Below are 15,491 nucleotides of genomic sequence, written 5' to 3' on the forward strand. Positions count from 1 at the left end.
TTTGACCCTATGAACCAGCCGCTCGGCGCCAGGCTCTCCCCCGATCTGACCGGCGCCAATGTCGAAGATGCCGGCGAGCACAACAGGGCGGTCGTGCTGCGCTGCATCCATCGCCAGGCGCCGATTTCACGCGCCGAAATCGCCAGGCAGACGGGTTTTACCAAACCAGCAATCGCCCGGATCGTCGATCGGCTGCTGGATGAGGGCCTGATCATGGAAGCCCGCCGGCGCCATGGGCTGAGAGGCCAGCCGGCGATCGAACTCGAGATCAATCCGGATGCCTGTTTCGCCATCGGCATCAATATCGATCGCGATCATCTGACGATCCTGGCAGTCGACGCCGTCGGCAATGTCCGCGCCCGTGTGCATCACGAAAAGCGCTTCATCCTGCCGGCGGAATTCCTGCAGCTGACATCCGATGCGATTTCGCATTTCCAGCGCAGCCGGCTGATCGACGACGCGCGGCTCGCCGGCATCGGTCTCGCCATGCCGGATTGGCTTGGGGAGATTTCGCTCCTCGGCAAGCCCGAAGCCTATCAGGAATGGACTGATTTCGATGTGCGCGCGGCACTGGAGAACCTAACGCAGCATCCGGTCTTCATCGAAAACGAAGCCAATGCCGCAGCCCTTGCCGAACTCGATTATGGATTGGGTGCCGAGAGCAGCAGCTTCTTCTACATCGCCATCAATGCCTGCCCCGGCGGCGGGCTGGTGCTTGACGGCAATGGCCATCGCGGCGCCATGGGCCTCAGCGGCGAAATCGGCTGGCTTCCGATTGCCGATGACCGGGACGAAAAAGCCCATAAGGTTCAGCTTCTCGGCGAGATCTTCTCGCTGTTTTCCCTCTATGATTTCCTGGCGCGAAACGGCGTCGCGGTCAGCGTTCCCCACGATCTTCTGACGCTCGATGCGCATGGCCGGCGTCTGGTTTCGCAGTGGCTGAAGGAAATGAGCGCGCATCTGGCCGTCGCCGTCAAACATATCGGCATGATCGTCGATCCCGATGCCGTCCTCGTCGGCGGCAGGCTGCCGATCCGCATCGTCGACGAATTGCTGCGCTATGTGCATGAGCATCTCGACGCCGACGATGCCAATCTTCCGTCGCTTCATCGCGCCTCGCTCGGAGAGGACGCCTCGGCGATGGGCGCGGCGGCGATGCCGATGGCAGCGGCCCTCATGCTCGCATCGGCCGATGCTGCTCAACGCACACGCTCGCCGCTGAAGAATATGGACCGCCTGAACAGCTGAAACGGCCGGCAGGGCCCCAGGGACTTGGTGAAGATCGGAGGATTTGGTGAAGATCGGCTTTTACACCTCGACATTCAATGATCGCCCGCTGGAAGAAGTTGTGGATTTTGCCGCATCGGCCGGTTTCGACGCCATCGAGATTGATGTCGGCGGCCATATCAAAACGCCGGATCGGGTGGAGGCCGCCGTCGCACTCGCCCGCAGCCGCGACCTCTTCGTGTCGTCACTCACCTATTTCGGCAACCAGCTCGATGCCGACCACGACAAACGCCGGGAGCTTCGGGCAAGAACGGCCGAATTCGCCGAAGCGATCGGCGAGACCGGCGTTCCCATCTTTGTGATCTTCCCCGGCCGGGATGATACGGCAAGCGACGAAGCCAATTATGACGATTTCGCCGACTTCGCGAACGGTTTGATCGCAGAAACGCAGTCGAGCGGCCTCACCTTCGCGATCGAGAACTGGCCGGGGCCGAGAGATAATTTCATCGGCACGACGCCGAAGGGATGGCAGGAGCTTTTTCAAAGGATTCCGGATCGCCGCTTCGGCCTGGAGTTCGATCCCTCGCATCTCATCCGCATCGGCGTCGATCCCTATCGGGCGATGGAAGCGGTCAAAGATCGCATCGCCATCCTGCATGCCAAGGATACAGCAATCGACAGAGAGGCCCTGCAGGCGCTCGGCTATCACGGCAGGGGCTGGTGGCAATACAAGCTGCCGGGGCTCGGCCTCCTCGACTGGCCGCGTTTCCTCAGCCAGGCCCGCGGCCACGGTTTTGACGGCACGCTATCGATCGAGCATGAGGATGCCGCCTATGGCTGGCCGGGCAAGGATCTGGCCGCGCGCAGGGAAGGCGAGCGCCTCGGCCTTGATTATTTGAAGAGTGTCTTGAACGGACTTTGACGGCATTTCGGGAGGAGTTTCATGGCCCATGTTTCGGTCAGCAATGCGCGCAAGGATTACGGCGCGTTCAAAGCCATCAAAGGCGTATCCGTCGATATCGGCGACGGCGAGTTCGTCGTCCTCGTCGGCCCCTCCGGCTGCGGGAAATCGACGCTTTTGAGAATGATCGCCGGGCTGGAGGGCATTACCTCGGGCAAGATCCAGATCGGCAAGCATATCGTCAACGAGCTGGCGCCGAAGGATCGCGATATCGCCATGGTGTTCCAGAACTACGCGCTCTATCCGCATATGACGGTGGCGAAGAACATGGGCTTTTCGCTGCGGCTGAAGCGGATGCCGAGATCGGAGATCGACCAGCGGGTCGGCAATGCGGCAAAGATCCTCGGCTTGGAAACCTTGCTGGAGCGCTATCCGAAGCAGCTGTCCGGCGGCCAGCGGCAGCGCGTCGCCATGGGCCGGGCGATCGTGCGCGACCCGGCCGTCTTCCTCTTTGACGAACCCTTGTCGAACCTCGACGCCAAACTCCGGGTGCAGATGCGCTCGGAGATCAAGGAGCTGCACCAGCGGCTGCAGACGACGACGATCTACGTCACCCACGACCAGATCGAGGCCATGACCATGGCCGACAAGATCGTCGTCATGAAGGACGGGCTGATCGAACAGTCCGGTTCGCCGCTCGAACTCTACGACCGCCCGAACAATCTCTTCGTCGCCGGCTTCATCGGCTCGCCGGCGATGAATTTCATCCAGGGCACCATGACCGACGACGGGTTCCGGACCGAGGACGGCCTCATCCTGCCGAGCGAACGCCGGCCCAGGGATGCCGTGACCTACGGCATCCGTCCCGAACATATCATGCTCGACCCCAACGGCATCGAGGTGACGACGATCGTCGTAGAGCCCACGGGTTCGGAAACCCTCGTTCTCGTCCGGCTGGGAGCCCAGACGCTGACCTGCGTCTTCCGCGAGCGGATCAGGGCCGCCCCCGGAGACGTGTTGAGGATCGCACCCGGCCACGACACCGTTCACCTGTTCGGCGCGGACGAACAGCGCATCACATCGGGCGAAGCGCCCCTCAGCTAAGCCCGCCGAATGCCCCCTCCCCTTCGGCCGGGCGACGCCGGGGGCGCGTTATCAGCGCCCCCGGCCCAGAATTCCCGGCCCTTCCAGACATCGTGCCGCAGCAGCCAAGTGTTTGAACGAGCACCGAAAAGGTTAATATGCGTTAACCTTAAAATTCTTGGCCGGCATTGGAGAATCGCGGATAATAACGGTTACAGGGGCTTTTGATCCCGAAAATCGTTATCCGAGAGATTGCTGCCGATGAACGCTAATTCGAACGCCTTGAAGGCCGTGCCATTGCATTTCGAGGATCAGATTCTCGAGCAGGGCGACGTGATTTCGAAGAAGCTGCATCTCCTGAGCGTGCAGCGCTTTCCGCCCAATGCAAAGAAGACGCTGCGCAGCTTTTCTCTCGCCGAGGTCGCCAATTATGTCGGGGCCTCGCAAAGCACGCTGAAGAAACTGCATCTCGAAGGCAAAGGTCCCTGCCCACAGACCTCGCCTTCGGGGCGGCGCTCCTACAGCGCTGAGCAGATGCTGGAGCTGAGGCGCTATCTCGATGCGCATGGCCGCTCCGAAAGCCGCATGTATGTTCCCCATCGCCGCGGCCATGAGAAGCTGCAGGTGATCGCCGTCGTCAACTTCAAGGGCGGCTCGGGCAAGACGACGACGGCAGCCCACCTCGCCCAGCATCTGGCGCTGACCGGCCACCGCGTGCTTGCCGTCGATCTCGATCCGCAAGCCTCGCTCTCTTCCCTGCACGGCTTCCAGCCGGAATTCGACCAGGCCTCCTCGCTCTACGAGGCGATCCGCTACGACGGCGAGAAGAAGCCGCTCTCCGAGATCATCCACAAGACCAATTTCCCCGGCCTCGATATCGTGCCGGCCAATCTCGACCTGCAGGAATACGAGTACGACACGCCGCTCGCCATGGCCGACAAATCGACCAATGACGGCAAGACCTTCTTCACCCGCATCTCGCGCGCGCTCGCCGAAGTCGACGACCGTTACGACGTCGTCGTCATCGATTGCCCGCCGCAGCTCGGCTATCTCACGCTGACGGCGCTGACGGCGGCGACGAGCGTGTTGATCACCATCCATCCGCAGATGCTCGACGTCATGTCGATGGGCCAGTTCCTGCTGATGCTCGGCGGGATCCTGAAGCCGATCCGCGCCGCCGGCGCCGAGGTGAACCTCTCCTGGTATCGCTATCTCATCACTCGCTATGAGCCGACCGACGTGCCGCAGGCGCAGATGGTCGGCTTCATGTCGACCATGTTCCACGAGTTCATGCTGAAGCATCAGATGGTCAAATCGACGGCGATCTCGGATGCCGGGATCACCAAGCAGACGCTCTACGAGGTCGAGCGCGCCTCGCTGAACCGGGGAACCTATGATCGCGCACTGGAGGCGATGGACGCCGTCAACTCAGAGATCGCCGGCCTTGTTCACCAGGCATGGGGACGGTGATTTGTCGGCTGACAAATTCGCCGTTTCCTTGAACCGAATCAATGGAATGACTGTAATCGGAGGAAGCGATGGCACGAAAAAATCTGCTTGAAGGGCTGGCCGATATGCCTGACGAAAACGCGGGCGCTGCGAATTATCCGATGCGCGGGGCAGGCCGCTCGCTCGTCCGCTCGCTGGATGAGCTTGCCAAGCAGGCGGAGAAATTCCTGGAGGGCGAGGCTGTCGTCGATCTCGACCCCGATCTCGTCGAAGCCTCCTTCGTCAAGGACCGCCTGTCGGAGGATGACGATGACTTCCGCGCACTGGTCGACGCGATCCGCGCCCGCGGCCAGGATACGCCGATCCTGGTGCGTCCCCACGCCCGGATCGACGGTCGCTATCAGGTCGTCTTCGGCCATCGGCGCCTGCGCGCCGCCCGCGAACTCGGCCGCAATGTCAGGGCCGTCGTCAAGACGATGGATGATCGCACCCATGTCATCGCCCAGGGGCAGGAGAATTCGGCGCGCGCCGACCTCACCTTCGTCGAGCGGGCGCTCTTCGCCCGGCGGCTGGAAGAACTCGGCTACGACAGGGAGGTCGTCTCATCAGCACTTGCCGCCAATGCGGCTTCGGTCTCCAAGATGATGTCGGTCATGGATCGCATCGCGCCGGAGATCATCAAGGCGATCGGGCCTGCACCCGGTGTCGGCCGCGAACGCTGGGTGGAACTGTCGCTGCTCGCCGGCAAGTCGGCCAATGCGGCAAGTGTCGCCAAGGTCCTGCAGGACGACAGCTTTCATCAGCTACCTTCCGACAAACGCTTCGAAGCGCTCTACACGGCGCTGAACAAAAGCGCACGGCCGGTGAAGAAAACCGTCGCCGCAAGGAAGGTGACATGGCAGCCGCTTGATAAGGCGGTGCAGGCGGAAATGAAGAATGACGGCAAGGCGTTTTCGCTCTCGATGAAGGCGAAAAATGCCGGCCGCTTCGGAGAATTTCTCTCCGGCAGGCTGGATGCGCTCTATGAGCAATTCCTCGCCGAGGAGGGCAAACAAGGAGACTGAAACCGCAAAAGAAAAAGGCCCCCAAACGAACGAGTCGTGGAAGCCCTTCTCACATCCTTAAGCAAGACAGAGAATCGCATTTTCACGAATCCCAGTCAAGAGTCCTGAAGCGCCCTTCGCGTCTCCTCAGACGCATAAATGACGCTTTGGCACCCTCAACCCTCGCATCGTTTCGGTGAGCGGATTTCTTTTGCCTGATCGAAGGTGAAGGAAATGGAGAGTGAAACTGTGACGACGCCCTTCGGGCGGCGGCCGATGACGCTTGCCCTGCTGCTGAAACAGCGGCGCGGCGAAGCGATTGCGGCCGGAACGACGCGCAACAAATGGAAATTGTTCCGATCGGTCTGCGAGGCCCGGGCAGGGCTCGGTGTGACCGACCGGGCGCTTACCGTGCTCGATGCGCTTTTGACCTTCTATCCCGAGGACGAACTCTCCAGCGAAAAACCGCTGGTCGTCTTTCCCTCGAACGCGCAGCTTTCGCTCAGAGCCCGCGGCATGGCACCCGCGACGCTGCGCCGGCATCTCGCCGTGCTCGTCGAGGCCGGCCTCATCTCCCGCAAGGACAGCCCGAACGGCAAGCGTTATGTCCGCCGCGGCCGGGAAGGCGGGATCGACGAGGCCTACGGCTTCAGCCTCGCCCCGCTGTTGGCCCGCGCCTCAGAGATCGAAGCGATCGCGGCGGGGATAGCCGCCGGCCGCCAGATGCTGCGCGCCATGAAGGAGCGGCTGACGATCTGCCGCCGCGACATCGCCAAGCTCCTCGCCGCCGCCGTCGAGGAGGCGATTCCGGGCGACTGGGAGCGCATGTCCTTGATGTTCGAGACGGTCCTGCAGCGCCTCCCCAGAGCCGCGACGATCGAAACCCTCACGCCCATCCTCGAAGAACTGGAGACGATCCGTGAAAACATCATCAACCTGTTGGAACTGCATGAGAAAATGCAGGTAGCGAGCACCAGTGAATCCCAGATTGAGCGCCACATACAGAATTCTCACACCGAATCCCTGTCTGAATCTGAACCGGGCTTGGAAACGGGGCAGGGGGCGACGACGGCGGGGCCGGCTGACCGGGATCAGCAACTAGGAACGAAGCCGGACAATGGCGGGCTGAAAGGGCGAACAAACGCCGGGAAGGGATCGAGCTTTGCCGTCCGGTCGAGGGCAGGCGAACTGAAATCCTTCCCGCTCGCCACCGTTCTCCAGGCCTGCCCCGATATCGCCGACTACGGCCCGGGCGGCAGGATCGGCAGCTGGCGGGATATGACGACGGCAGCCATCGTCGTGCGATCAATGCTCGCCGTCAGCTCGTCCGCCTATGAGGCAGCGGCAACCGTGATGGGGCCGGAAAACGCCGCCACCGTCATGGCCTGCATCCTGCAAAGGGGAGGGTGCATCAACTCCGCCGGAGGCTATCTCCGCGACCTGACGCGACGCGCCGAACGGGGTGAATTTGCGCTCGGCCCGATGCTGATGGCGCTATTGCGTGTGAATTCTCCGGGGAGCGTCGTTGCGAGCAGGTCAGCGTCAGGTAAGAGCTTGGAAGGCTTGCTCGGCGAACCGGGGTGAGGTGAGTGCAAGTCTCCCGATTAGTTCGCTTGTGGTCAGCGTTGGTCGCCGATAGGCCGCCGCCTGCATGCTTAGCGCCGTCAGGACCTTCGCCTCACTATTCGTGAGGATTTCGATGAGAAAATCGTCAGGGGTCAAGGCGACGATACCGCCGGGAAGATTGCCGAAATCGCGGATGTTCGACGTCACGATCACTGCAGCTTCGGCCGCCACTGCTGCCGCGACGACATGCCGATCTTTCGGGTCATTTCGCATGGTCGGCTCGATCTCTTCCCAGCCTTCCACATTCGCTTCAGGAAATGCCTCCTCCATGGCCATCCGCAACGCTTCTGCCCTGGATGGTTCCATGCCGTAGTCGCTGATCAAGTTGCGTGTCATTTCCTCGAGAATGCGAGGCGACCAGTGAGCTCGGAAACAACCTTCCGACGCCACGCGTAGCAACGTATCCCGCAACAGCATCGGAAACAGCACGTTGGCATCAAGTACGGCGACCAGCATATTCACCTATGCGAGTTTTCCAATTGCCCTGGACTAGTTGGTTGCGTTTATAGCGTTTGCATGCCATATTACCGACATGGCCACACCCCATCGCACATCGTCCGAAAAAAATCCCGCCAAAAGCTTGAATGCCGTTCCAGCACCCGAGAGATCGGCCGCCGCCCGCATAGCATCGCTTTTGCGGGCGACTTCGAAAAAGCAGCGGGGGAGTGTCCAAGTCATCGACGCTGACGGCGAGCGTTTGGACGTACCGCAGGTATTGGCCGAGATCATCTTTCAGGCGGCTGAGTTTCTCGCGGAAGGGCGCCCGGTGACGGTGCTTCCTGATGAAGAAATGCTGTCGACGCAGGCTGCGGCGGATATCCTCAATGTCTCCCGGCAGTATCTGGTCCGATTGGTCGACGCGGGAGAGCTCCCGGCGGAAATGGTCGGCAGTCACCGCCGCCTGAGAGCAACTGATGTCGCGGCATTCAAGGCGGATCGGGACGCCAAGCGCAACTCGGCGTTGGATCGGCTGACCTCGCTGAGTGAGGATGTCGACGGCTATGCGCTCGGAAACAAGCCTCGCTAACAGGCCTTGAACCTCACGCTCACGCAGCGTCGCGATAGCTCCGCACACCAGTCTCCGCCCCGCCCAGTTCGAACTGGGTGACCAGTTCGCGCAGGCGCTCGGCTTCGCTCGCCAGCGTCACGCTGGCCGCGGTGGTTTCTTCCACCATGGCGGCGTTCTGCTGGGTTACCTGGTCGAGCTGGCCCATGGCCGAATTGACTTCGGAGAGACTGGTCGCCTGGTCGCGCGCCGAGGCCGCGAGCGCTTCCATGCGCTGGTTGATATCGACGATGAAACGGCCGATGTCGCCAAGCGCCGCGCCGGTGTGGTTGACCAGTTCGACGCCGCTCGCGACCTTGGCGGAGGATTGCCCGATCAGTTCCTTGATCTCCCGGGCGGCCTGGGCCGAACGCTGGGCAAGCTCGCGCACTTCCTGGGCGACGACGGCAAAGCCCTTGCCGGCCTCGCCGGCGCGCGCCGCTTCGACACCGGCGTTGAGCGCCAGCAGATTGGTCTGGAAGGCGATCTGGTCGATGACGCCGATGATATTGTTGATTTGCTTCGAGGATTCCTCGATCTGACTCATGGCGTCGACCGTCTGGGCCACCACCTTGCCGGAGGCCGTGGCGCTGCGATTGGCGTTATCGGCAACGTTGCGGGCCTCTTCGGCGATCTTGTAGGCTTCGGTGACCTTGGCGGTGACGGCGTCGAGCGCTGCGGCGGTCTCCTCGAGCGTCGCAGCCTGCCGTTCGGTGCGGCCGGAAAGCTCGTTGGAGCCGTTGTTGATCTCGCGGGTACCCGTATTGATGATCGACACGCTGTGGGAAACCGAAAGCAGCGTGCCGCCGAGCTGCTCCACCGAGGCGTTGAAATCATGCCGCAGCGGCTCGAATTCCGGCGCGAACCGATCCGAGAGCTTGAAGGCGAGATCGCCTTCGGCAAGCCGTTTCAGGCCGGTGGCGAGGCCCGACGTGGCGACCTTCAGCCGCTCGGCCGCGCTCCGTTCTGCCTGCTCCTGGTCGGCCAGCCGGTTTGCTTCGGCCAGTCGCCGGTTTTCCTCGGCCTGGCTTTCCAGCCGGATGCGGGCGATGGCGTTCTGGCGGAAGACTTCGACGGAGCCCGCCATCAGGCCGATCTCGTCGCCGCGCCCGGCATAGGGGATCGCCTTGTCAGTCTCGCCGGCCGCCAATTCCTGCATGGAGTGGGTGATGCGCTGGATCGGGCGCGACACATGCCGAGCGATGGCGATGAGGATGCCGAGGCCGATGATGGCGGCAAGGCCCGCGAGCGCCAGCTCGGTTTCGATCTTCGTTTCCAGGGCATTGCCGGCTTCAGTGACGCTCTCGGTCGCGATCCTGTCGACGATGGCATTGACGGCTGTGATGCCGGTCAGGATCGCCTGCTGTGAGCGCGCGAGCTTTTCGGCCGTCGGCACTTCGTCGGCCGGCTGCAGGCCGAGGCTGATCTTGACGTCCTTTTCCCAGGCGCCATGCGCCTCGCGCAACGACCGCACGCCCTCGGTCAGCGACGTCGCGAGATCGATACCGCCAAGCTCGTCGAGCGATTGCGAAAGCGCGCCGTCGCTCTTGTCGAATTCAGCCTTGACCTCGGCCGCCGACACGAAATTCGTCATCGACAGCACCCGGTCGACGACCGACGTCGCCTGCCGGAACTGCTGCTCTATATGGGCTGACGCCAGCTTGGCGTTCACCGCCTGCTCTACCACGGCGGCGACCCGGGCCTGGCCGGTGACGGCCTGGTAGCCGATCAGGAAGGCGCTGCCGAAGCCGACGACAACAGTCGCCACCATGGGAACGAGGATCTGCATGCGGATGGAGAGCTTCATGGCACGCACCTCAGTTCGGCAGCGTCGGCAGGGGGATGTCCTGCTTTTCGGCGGTCAGGGTTCCGAGAAAAGCGATCAGGTCCTTGCTTTCCTGGTCGGTCAGCAGGAAGGCCGTCATCGCGGGATCGAGCGAGGGACGGCTGACGCCGCCGCTTTCGTAATGGGCGATCACCTCGTCCATGCTCTTCAGGCTGCCGTCATGCATATAGGGGCCGCGATAGAGCGTGTTGCGCAGGCCCGGCGTCTTGAAGGCATGCTGATTGTTCGGGCTGCTCGGATCGATCTTGAAGCGGCCGATATCCTCGTCCGGCAGGCCGATATCGTGGAACTTGTTATCGGTGAAGTTCCAGCCCGTATGGCAGGCGGAACAGCCGGCGCTGCCGGTGAAGAGTTCGAAGCCGCGCTTGGCGCTGTCGGAGACCGCCTTCTCGTCGCCATCGACCCAGCGGTCGAAGGGCGACCAGTTGGAAACCACCGTCCGCTCATAGGTGGCGATCGCGGTCAGCAGTGTCTCCTTGGAGATGCCTTTATCCGGGAAGACCTCGCCGAACCACTTCTTGTAATCGGGGATGTCCTGCATTTCGGTGACGGCGGTATCGAGCTTGCCGTTCATTTCGGCAGAAGCCGTGATCGGGCCGGCGGCCTGCTCCTCCAGGTTCGGCGCGCGGCCGTCCCAGAAGAAAGGCGTGACCCAGGCAACATTCAGGACCGTGGGCGCCTGACGCCCGAGCGCGGTATTGGCCGCGCCGATCGGCGTCGTCACCGGCGTCTCGAAGCCGAAGGATGGATTATGACAGCTGGCGCAGGTCATGTTCTTGTTGCCGGAAAGCCTGGGGTCGAAGAACAGCATCTTGCCGAGCGTCGCCAGCTGAGGGGAATAGGCCGTCACCCCCTCGAAAGGCACGGTCAGCGGGCGCTTATAGGCGGAAAGATCGGCGGCAGCACCTGGCTGGACTGCAGCCAATGCGAATAGGGAAGCAGCAATCAGGAAGCGCATCGTTCTAGCAAGTCCGGAGGAAGTTTCTGGCTGATGCTAAATTTAGCGCAATTGCATTAATGCTATGTAAAGCAAAATATACTTGAGGACAGCGTGAAAGTTTTGCTGGTTGCGGTTGCAGCGCAGATATTTATCGCTGCGAAATACAATAGCAGGTTACTATTCCTATCGACGTTGCGGATGATGTAAGGGCGACGCGCTTATCTCATCCCACTCTGGCCGACGAACTCTTTCTATTGAGAAGGGCGGCGCGAATCTGTTCATTCTTGCTCAGAAGGGGAGGGGGAGGCAGGGCTGGCTGCTCGGGCGCCTCGGTCTTGCCGGCACTCTGCTTGAGGCTGAGGAAGCGTTTTTGCGCGACCAGCCGATCTTCTGACGACAGCGGTTCCACCGGTTCGCCGTCAAGGCCGTGACGCATGGAATCGGGCTGGGCGCTGGCGAAATAATAGCGCCGGCAATGAACATAGGCAGCCGTGGCGCGGCGCAGTGTCGTCACGCCGGCGCCGGGCTTCAGCAACGGACGCAGCTCGTTGAAGAGGCCGACGGCAAAGGGGAGGACAGGATCTCCCGGCTTGGTGGGCAGCACGCCGATCGGCCGGATCAACAGCGTGTTGATCGCGTTTGCCTTCTCCACGTCGAGCTCGGCTGCCGCGATCGGGCCGCGGCTGATCTTCCAGGGTTTGTCCATGCATTCTCCATAGCGACCGACTGTGATCGTATCTTGACGGACAGGGCCAATAGCGGCGCAGTTCGCACATTGCCGGCCCCGCCGCAAGCCGCCATTTCCGCGCAGATATAAGCAGGCCTTGACGGCCTTGCCATCCATCTAATCGTTTTTATCGCCGAATATGCATTGACCTCCAGCATCGATTACACTTCATATCCGCGCCCAAGGTGAGTAACCGGCCGCGGGGAGGATATATGCGGGTTTTCTCGAGCATTGACGAGCTGCGCCACACGCTCGATGCGCTGAAGCGCCAGGGGCGCACCGTCGGCCTGGTGCCAACGATGGGCTACCTCCATGCCGGTCATATGGAGCTCGTAACGCGCGCCCGGGCCGAGAACGACCTCGTCGTCGTGTCGATTTTCGTCAATCCGCTGCAGTTCGGCCCGGCGGAAGACCTCAGCCAATATCCGCGGGATCTCGAACGCGATTCAGCCATGCTCAAGCAGGCCGGCGTCAATTTCCTGTTCGCCCCCGGCGTCGAGGACATGTATCCGCGTCCGATGCTTGCCGTCGTCGATGTTCCCGATCTCGGCCGTGAGCTCGAAGGCGCGGTCAGGCCCGGGCATTTTGCCGGCGTGGCCACCGTCGTCTCCAAGCTGTTCAACATCGTGCAGCCGCAAATCGCCTATTTCGGCCAGAAGGACTACCAGCAGGTGGTCATCATCAAGCGCATGGTGGAGGATCTCGCCATACCAGTGCGGGTGATATCGGTGCCGACCGTCCGGGACGCCGATGGCCTGGCCTTGTCGTCGCGCAATGTCTATCTCAGTCCTGAGGAGCGGCGTGCCGCGGCGATCGTCCCGCAGACCCTCGACGAGGCCGAGCGCCTGGTTGCCGACGGTCTGACGGACGCCAAGGAATTGGAAGCGACGCTCACGGCCTTTCTCGGTCGCGAGCCGCTGGCAAAGCCCGAGGTCGTCGCCGTCAGGGACGCTTCGACACTTGGGCCGGTCGGCTCGATCGAAGAGCCTGTCGTCGTGGCGCTTTTCGTTCGCTTCGGCTCGACGCGGCTCCTCGACAACCGGGTGATCGACGGCAACCGGGCCGCCGGGAACAACCGGATTGCCGGGGTTATCGGCGGGAGAAGTCAGCCCGGAAAAGGCCAGCCTGGAAAGGGAGTGACGAAATGAGCGCCACCGGATTGCAGAAGCGCCTGACGCCGACCCGCATCTCGGCCATGAAGGGCGGCAAACCGATCGTCTGCCTGACGGCCTACACGACGCCGATGGCGCGCCTGCTCGACGAGCATTGCGATCTGCTGCTGGTCGGGGATTCGCTCGGCATGGTGCTCTACGGTATGGAGACCACCATCGGCGTCACGCTCGACATGATGATCGCCCATGGCAAGGCGGTGATGCGCGGCGTTACCAAAGCCTGCGTCGTCGTCGACATGCCGTTCGGCAGCTATCAGGAATCGAAGGAGGCTGCCTTCCGCAATGCCGTGCGCATCCTGCAGGAAACCGGCTGCGACGCCGTCAAGCTGGAAGGCGGCGAGGAGATGGCCGAGACCATCGCCTTTCTGACGAAGCGGGGCATCCCGGTCATGGGACATATCGGCCTGATGCCACAGCAGGTCCAAACCGCGGGCGGCTATCGTTCCGTCGGCCATTCCGAACACGAGACGTCGAAGATCCGGCGCGATGCGCATGCCATCGGCGGCTCGGGCGCCTTTGCCGTCGTCATCGAAGGCACGGTGGAACCGCTCGCCCGGGAGGTGACTTCGGCCATCCACATACCCAGCATCGGTATCGGCGCTTCTTCCGCCTGCGACGGCCAGGTGCTGGTATCCGACGATATCCTCGGGCTCTTCAACGATTTCACCCCGCGTTTCGTCAAACGCTACGACGAACTTGGCAAGAGGATCGCGGCGGCCGTCTCCGTCTATGCCGACGAGGTGCGATCGCGAAAGTTTCCGGCTGCGGAGCATACGTTCAAGCGGCGCTCCTGAAGCCGTCGCAATCTCTGTCCAAAAATAGAGCCGACTATACGATTCGCGTCGGAAAATTCGCCGCGCCCTGCGCGGGCGGCTGCGCATTTCCCTGTCGTTAAGGTTGCCGCCATAGCGCTGCCTCGAAACCAATTTCGAGCGGATGCCATGACACGCCCTTTATCTTTCTTTTCCCGCCTGATCGACAATCGGGACGGAGCCGTCGCAATCATCGTTATATTGGTCGCCGTACCTCTGCTTCTCGCGGTCGGCGCCTCCATCGATTTCATCAGGGCTTATAACGACAGAGTAGATTTGCAGTCGGCAGCCGACTCCGCGGTGCTCGCGGCTGCGGCGAAATATGAGCACGGAATGCCGGAGGCGCGCATTTCCGGCACGGTCAACGCCTTCCTGTCCGCGAATGGGACACTCAAGACCGCCGTGATCGGCAAACCGGAAGTATCGAGCGATGAAGCGGAGCTGTGCCTCGACGTGGGGGACGCCGTCCCCACGACCTTCATGCAGGTGGCCAATATCCAGTCTTTGCCGATCAGCGTCAGATCCTGTGCAGCCTTGCCGGGAGTGAAGCAATTGGAGATCGCGCTGGTTCTCGACGTGTCCAGTTCGATGATCGAGGAGAACCGTTTTGCACCCATGCAAACCGCGGTCGCCGGTTTTCTGCAGGCCTTTTCGTCCAACGCGTCGCTCGTCGACAAAACCAAAATCTCGATCGTGCCGTTTTCGAGCCGCATCAATATCGGCATGGCGAATACGACCTGGCTCAAATCATATAACGGAGCAGCCGCGGTCCCCAAACGCTGGACCGATCCGAAATCTGTTTATACCTCCTCCAGCTACAAGCTCGGTTATTGGATCGACGGCATCACGCCTGTTATGTCCACGTCCAAGAATTATTACTGGATGGGCTGCATCGAGCCGCGCGCGGATGTCGAGGTTAGGGATGCCGGTGCGATCGGCGCTTACGGCATGAGCGATGCGCCGCCGACCACATCTGCCTTCGTCGCCATGGATGCCAATCCCAAATCGGGAACGAGCTTCTGTCCGCCGCCGGTCACGCCGCTCACCGGTGACTTCGCCTATCTGAAAAATGCCGTGAAGAGCCTGACATCCGAAGGCTCCACCCGGCTGGACGCAGGCGTGGTCGCGGGATGGTACACATTGTCGCCGAAATGGCAGGGCGTCTGGGGAGACAAGTCCTCGCCTGCACCCGTTTCCGATTCCGTGCAGAAAGTCATGGTGTTCATGACCGATGGGGAAATGAACACGAAATACGACCCGAACGACAAGTTCGACTGGATCTGTTCTCAGACCCAATCGTCGGCCTGCAACCAGGTTGCCACCTCCGCGATGCAGTCCGCCTGCACGGCGATGAAGAAAAGCGGCATCGAGATCTATACGCTTTCCTATAGCGCCGATGCCGACGTGGTGAACATCCGCAACTGCGCCACCAATAGCGCCCATTTCTTCACGGCCTCGCCTGCCACCATCAAGACCGTCTACGATGCGATCGCCGCTGCGATCCGCGGGAATACCTTGCGGCTGACGCAGTAATCGGCGACGCTGAACGACCGGGTTGATGGTCGACAGTTTGGACCGGGATGATACCTGACAGTTTTCATTCTGTCGTGTGTGCTGCTT

The 15,491-nt window shown here is 61.8% G+C and carries 14 protein-coding genes; 10 read left to right on the top strand and 4 right to left on the bottom strand.

Annotation, left to right across the window (positions count from 1 at the left end; translation table 11 throughout):
• Positions 1-9: 9 nt before the first annotated feature.
• From CO666_RS31305 to repC, 6 genes are all read left to right on the top strand, one after another.
• On the top strand, positions 10-1,248 hold the full coding sequence (locus tag CO666_RS31305; RefSeq protein ID WP_097615825.1) for an ROK family transcriptional regulator: 1,239 nt from the start codon (positions 10-12) through the stop codon (positions 1,246-1,248).
• Positions 1,249-1,294: 46 nt separating this feature from the next.
• Positions 1,295-2,149 (top strand): sugar phosphate isomerase/epimerase family protein, encoded by an 855-nt coding sequence (locus CO666_RS31310; RefSeq protein ID WP_097615826.1) that lies wholly within the window; start codon positions 1,295-1,297, stop codon positions 2,147-2,149.
• A gap of 21 nt (positions 2,150-2,170) precedes the next feature.
• Positions 2,171-3,232 carry an ABC transporter ATP-binding protein gene (locus CO666_RS31315; protein ID WP_097615827.1) on the top strand — a complete coding sequence of 354 codons (1,062 nt, stop codon included), beginning with the start codon at positions 2,171-2,173 and terminating at the stop codon, positions 3,230-3,232.
• A gap of 240 nt (positions 3,233-3,472) precedes the next feature.
• Complete coding sequence (repA, locus tag CO666_RS31320) at positions 3,473-4,681, top strand: plasmid partitioning protein RepA (RefSeq protein WP_097615828.1); 1,209 nt, start codon at positions 3,473-3,475, stop codon at positions 4,679-4,681.
• A gap of 68 nt (positions 4,682-4,749) precedes the next feature.
• A complete protein-coding gene (gene repB, locus CO666_RS31325) occupies positions 4,750-5,724 on the top strand; it encodes a plasmid partitioning protein RepB (protein ID WP_097615829.1) in 975 nt (324 codons plus the stop codon).
• Between the two features lie 213 nt (positions 5,725-5,937).
• Positions 5,938-7,287, top strand: coding sequence for a plasmid replication protein RepC (repC, locus tag CO666_RS31330; protein WP_097615830.1), 1,350 nt, complete (start codon positions 5,938-5,940; stop codon positions 7,285-7,287).
• On the opposite strand, the gene CO666_RS31335 is transcribed toward repC, so the two are convergent.
• Positions 7,246-7,785, bottom strand: a complete 540-nt coding sequence (locus CO666_RS31335) for a PIN domain-containing protein (RefSeq protein ID WP_097615831.1) — start codon at positions 7,783-7,785, stop codon at positions 7,246-7,248. The genes repC and CO666_RS31335 overlap by 42 nt on opposite strands.
• A gap of 241 nt (positions 7,786-8,026) precedes the next feature.
• On the opposite strand from CO666_RS31335, the gene CO666_RS31340 reads away from it, so the two are divergent.
• Positions 8,027-8,356 carry an excisionase family DNA-binding protein gene (locus CO666_RS31340; protein ID WP_245436906.1) on the top strand — a complete coding sequence of 110 codons (330 nt, stop codon included), beginning with the start codon at positions 8,027-8,029 and terminating at the stop codon, positions 8,354-8,356.
• A 19-nt stretch (positions 8,357-8,375) separates the two neighbouring features.
• Here the strand turns inward: CO666_RS31340 and CO666_RS31345 are convergent, their stop codons facing one another.
• From CO666_RS31345 to CO666_RS31355, 3 genes are all read right to left on the bottom strand, one after another.
• Positions 8,376-10,181 carry a methyl-accepting chemotaxis protein gene (locus CO666_RS31345; RefSeq protein ID WP_097615832.1) on the bottom strand — a complete coding sequence of 602 codons (1,806 nt, stop codon included), beginning with the start codon at positions 10,179-10,181 and terminating at the stop codon, positions 8,376-8,378.
• Between the two features lie 10 nt (positions 10,182-10,191).
• Positions 10,192-11,178: a cytochrome-c peroxidase gene (locus CO666_RS31350; protein ID WP_097615833.1), complete on the bottom strand. Its 987-nt coding sequence runs from the start codon at positions 11,176-11,178 to the stop codon at positions 10,192-10,194.
• Positions 11,179-11,383: 205 nt separating this feature from the next.
• Positions 11,384-11,866 carry a ProQ/FINO family protein gene (locus CO666_RS31355; RefSeq protein WP_097615834.1) on the bottom strand — a complete coding sequence of 161 codons (483 nt, stop codon included), beginning with the start codon at positions 11,864-11,866 and terminating at the stop codon, positions 11,384-11,386.
• Between the two features lie 233 nt (positions 11,867-12,099).
• Here CO666_RS31355 and panC point away from each other — a divergent pair, with 233 nt between their 5' ends.
• The 3 genes from panC (at position 12,100) to CO666_RS31370 (ending at position 15,404) form a co-directional block, all read left to right on the top strand.
• Positions 12,100-13,035 carry a pantoate--beta-alanine ligase gene (gene panC / locus CO666_RS31360; protein WP_097615835.1) on the top strand — a complete coding sequence of 312 codons (936 nt, stop codon included), beginning with the start codon at positions 12,100-12,102 and terminating at the stop codon, positions 13,033-13,035.
• Entirely contained in the window at positions 13,032-13,853 is an 822-nt protein-coding gene (panB, locus tag CO666_RS31365; RefSeq protein WP_097615836.1) for a 3-methyl-2-oxobutanoate hydroxymethyltransferase, read from the top strand. The genes panC and panB overlap by 4 nt, the downstream gene beginning before the upstream one ends.
• A 147-nt stretch (positions 13,854-14,000) precedes the next feature.
• Complete coding sequence (locus tag CO666_RS31370; protein WP_097615837.1) at positions 14,001-15,404, top strand: TadE/TadG family type IV pilus assembly protein; 1,404 nt, start codon at positions 14,001-14,003, stop codon at positions 15,402-15,404.
• Positions 15,405-15,491: the final 87 nt, after the last annotated feature.

It is taken from the genome of Rhizobium chutanense (assembly GCF_002531935.1).
Classification (GTDB): domain Bacteria; phylum Pseudomonadota; class Alphaproteobacteria; order Rhizobiales; family Rhizobiaceae; genus Rhizobium; species Rhizobium chutanense.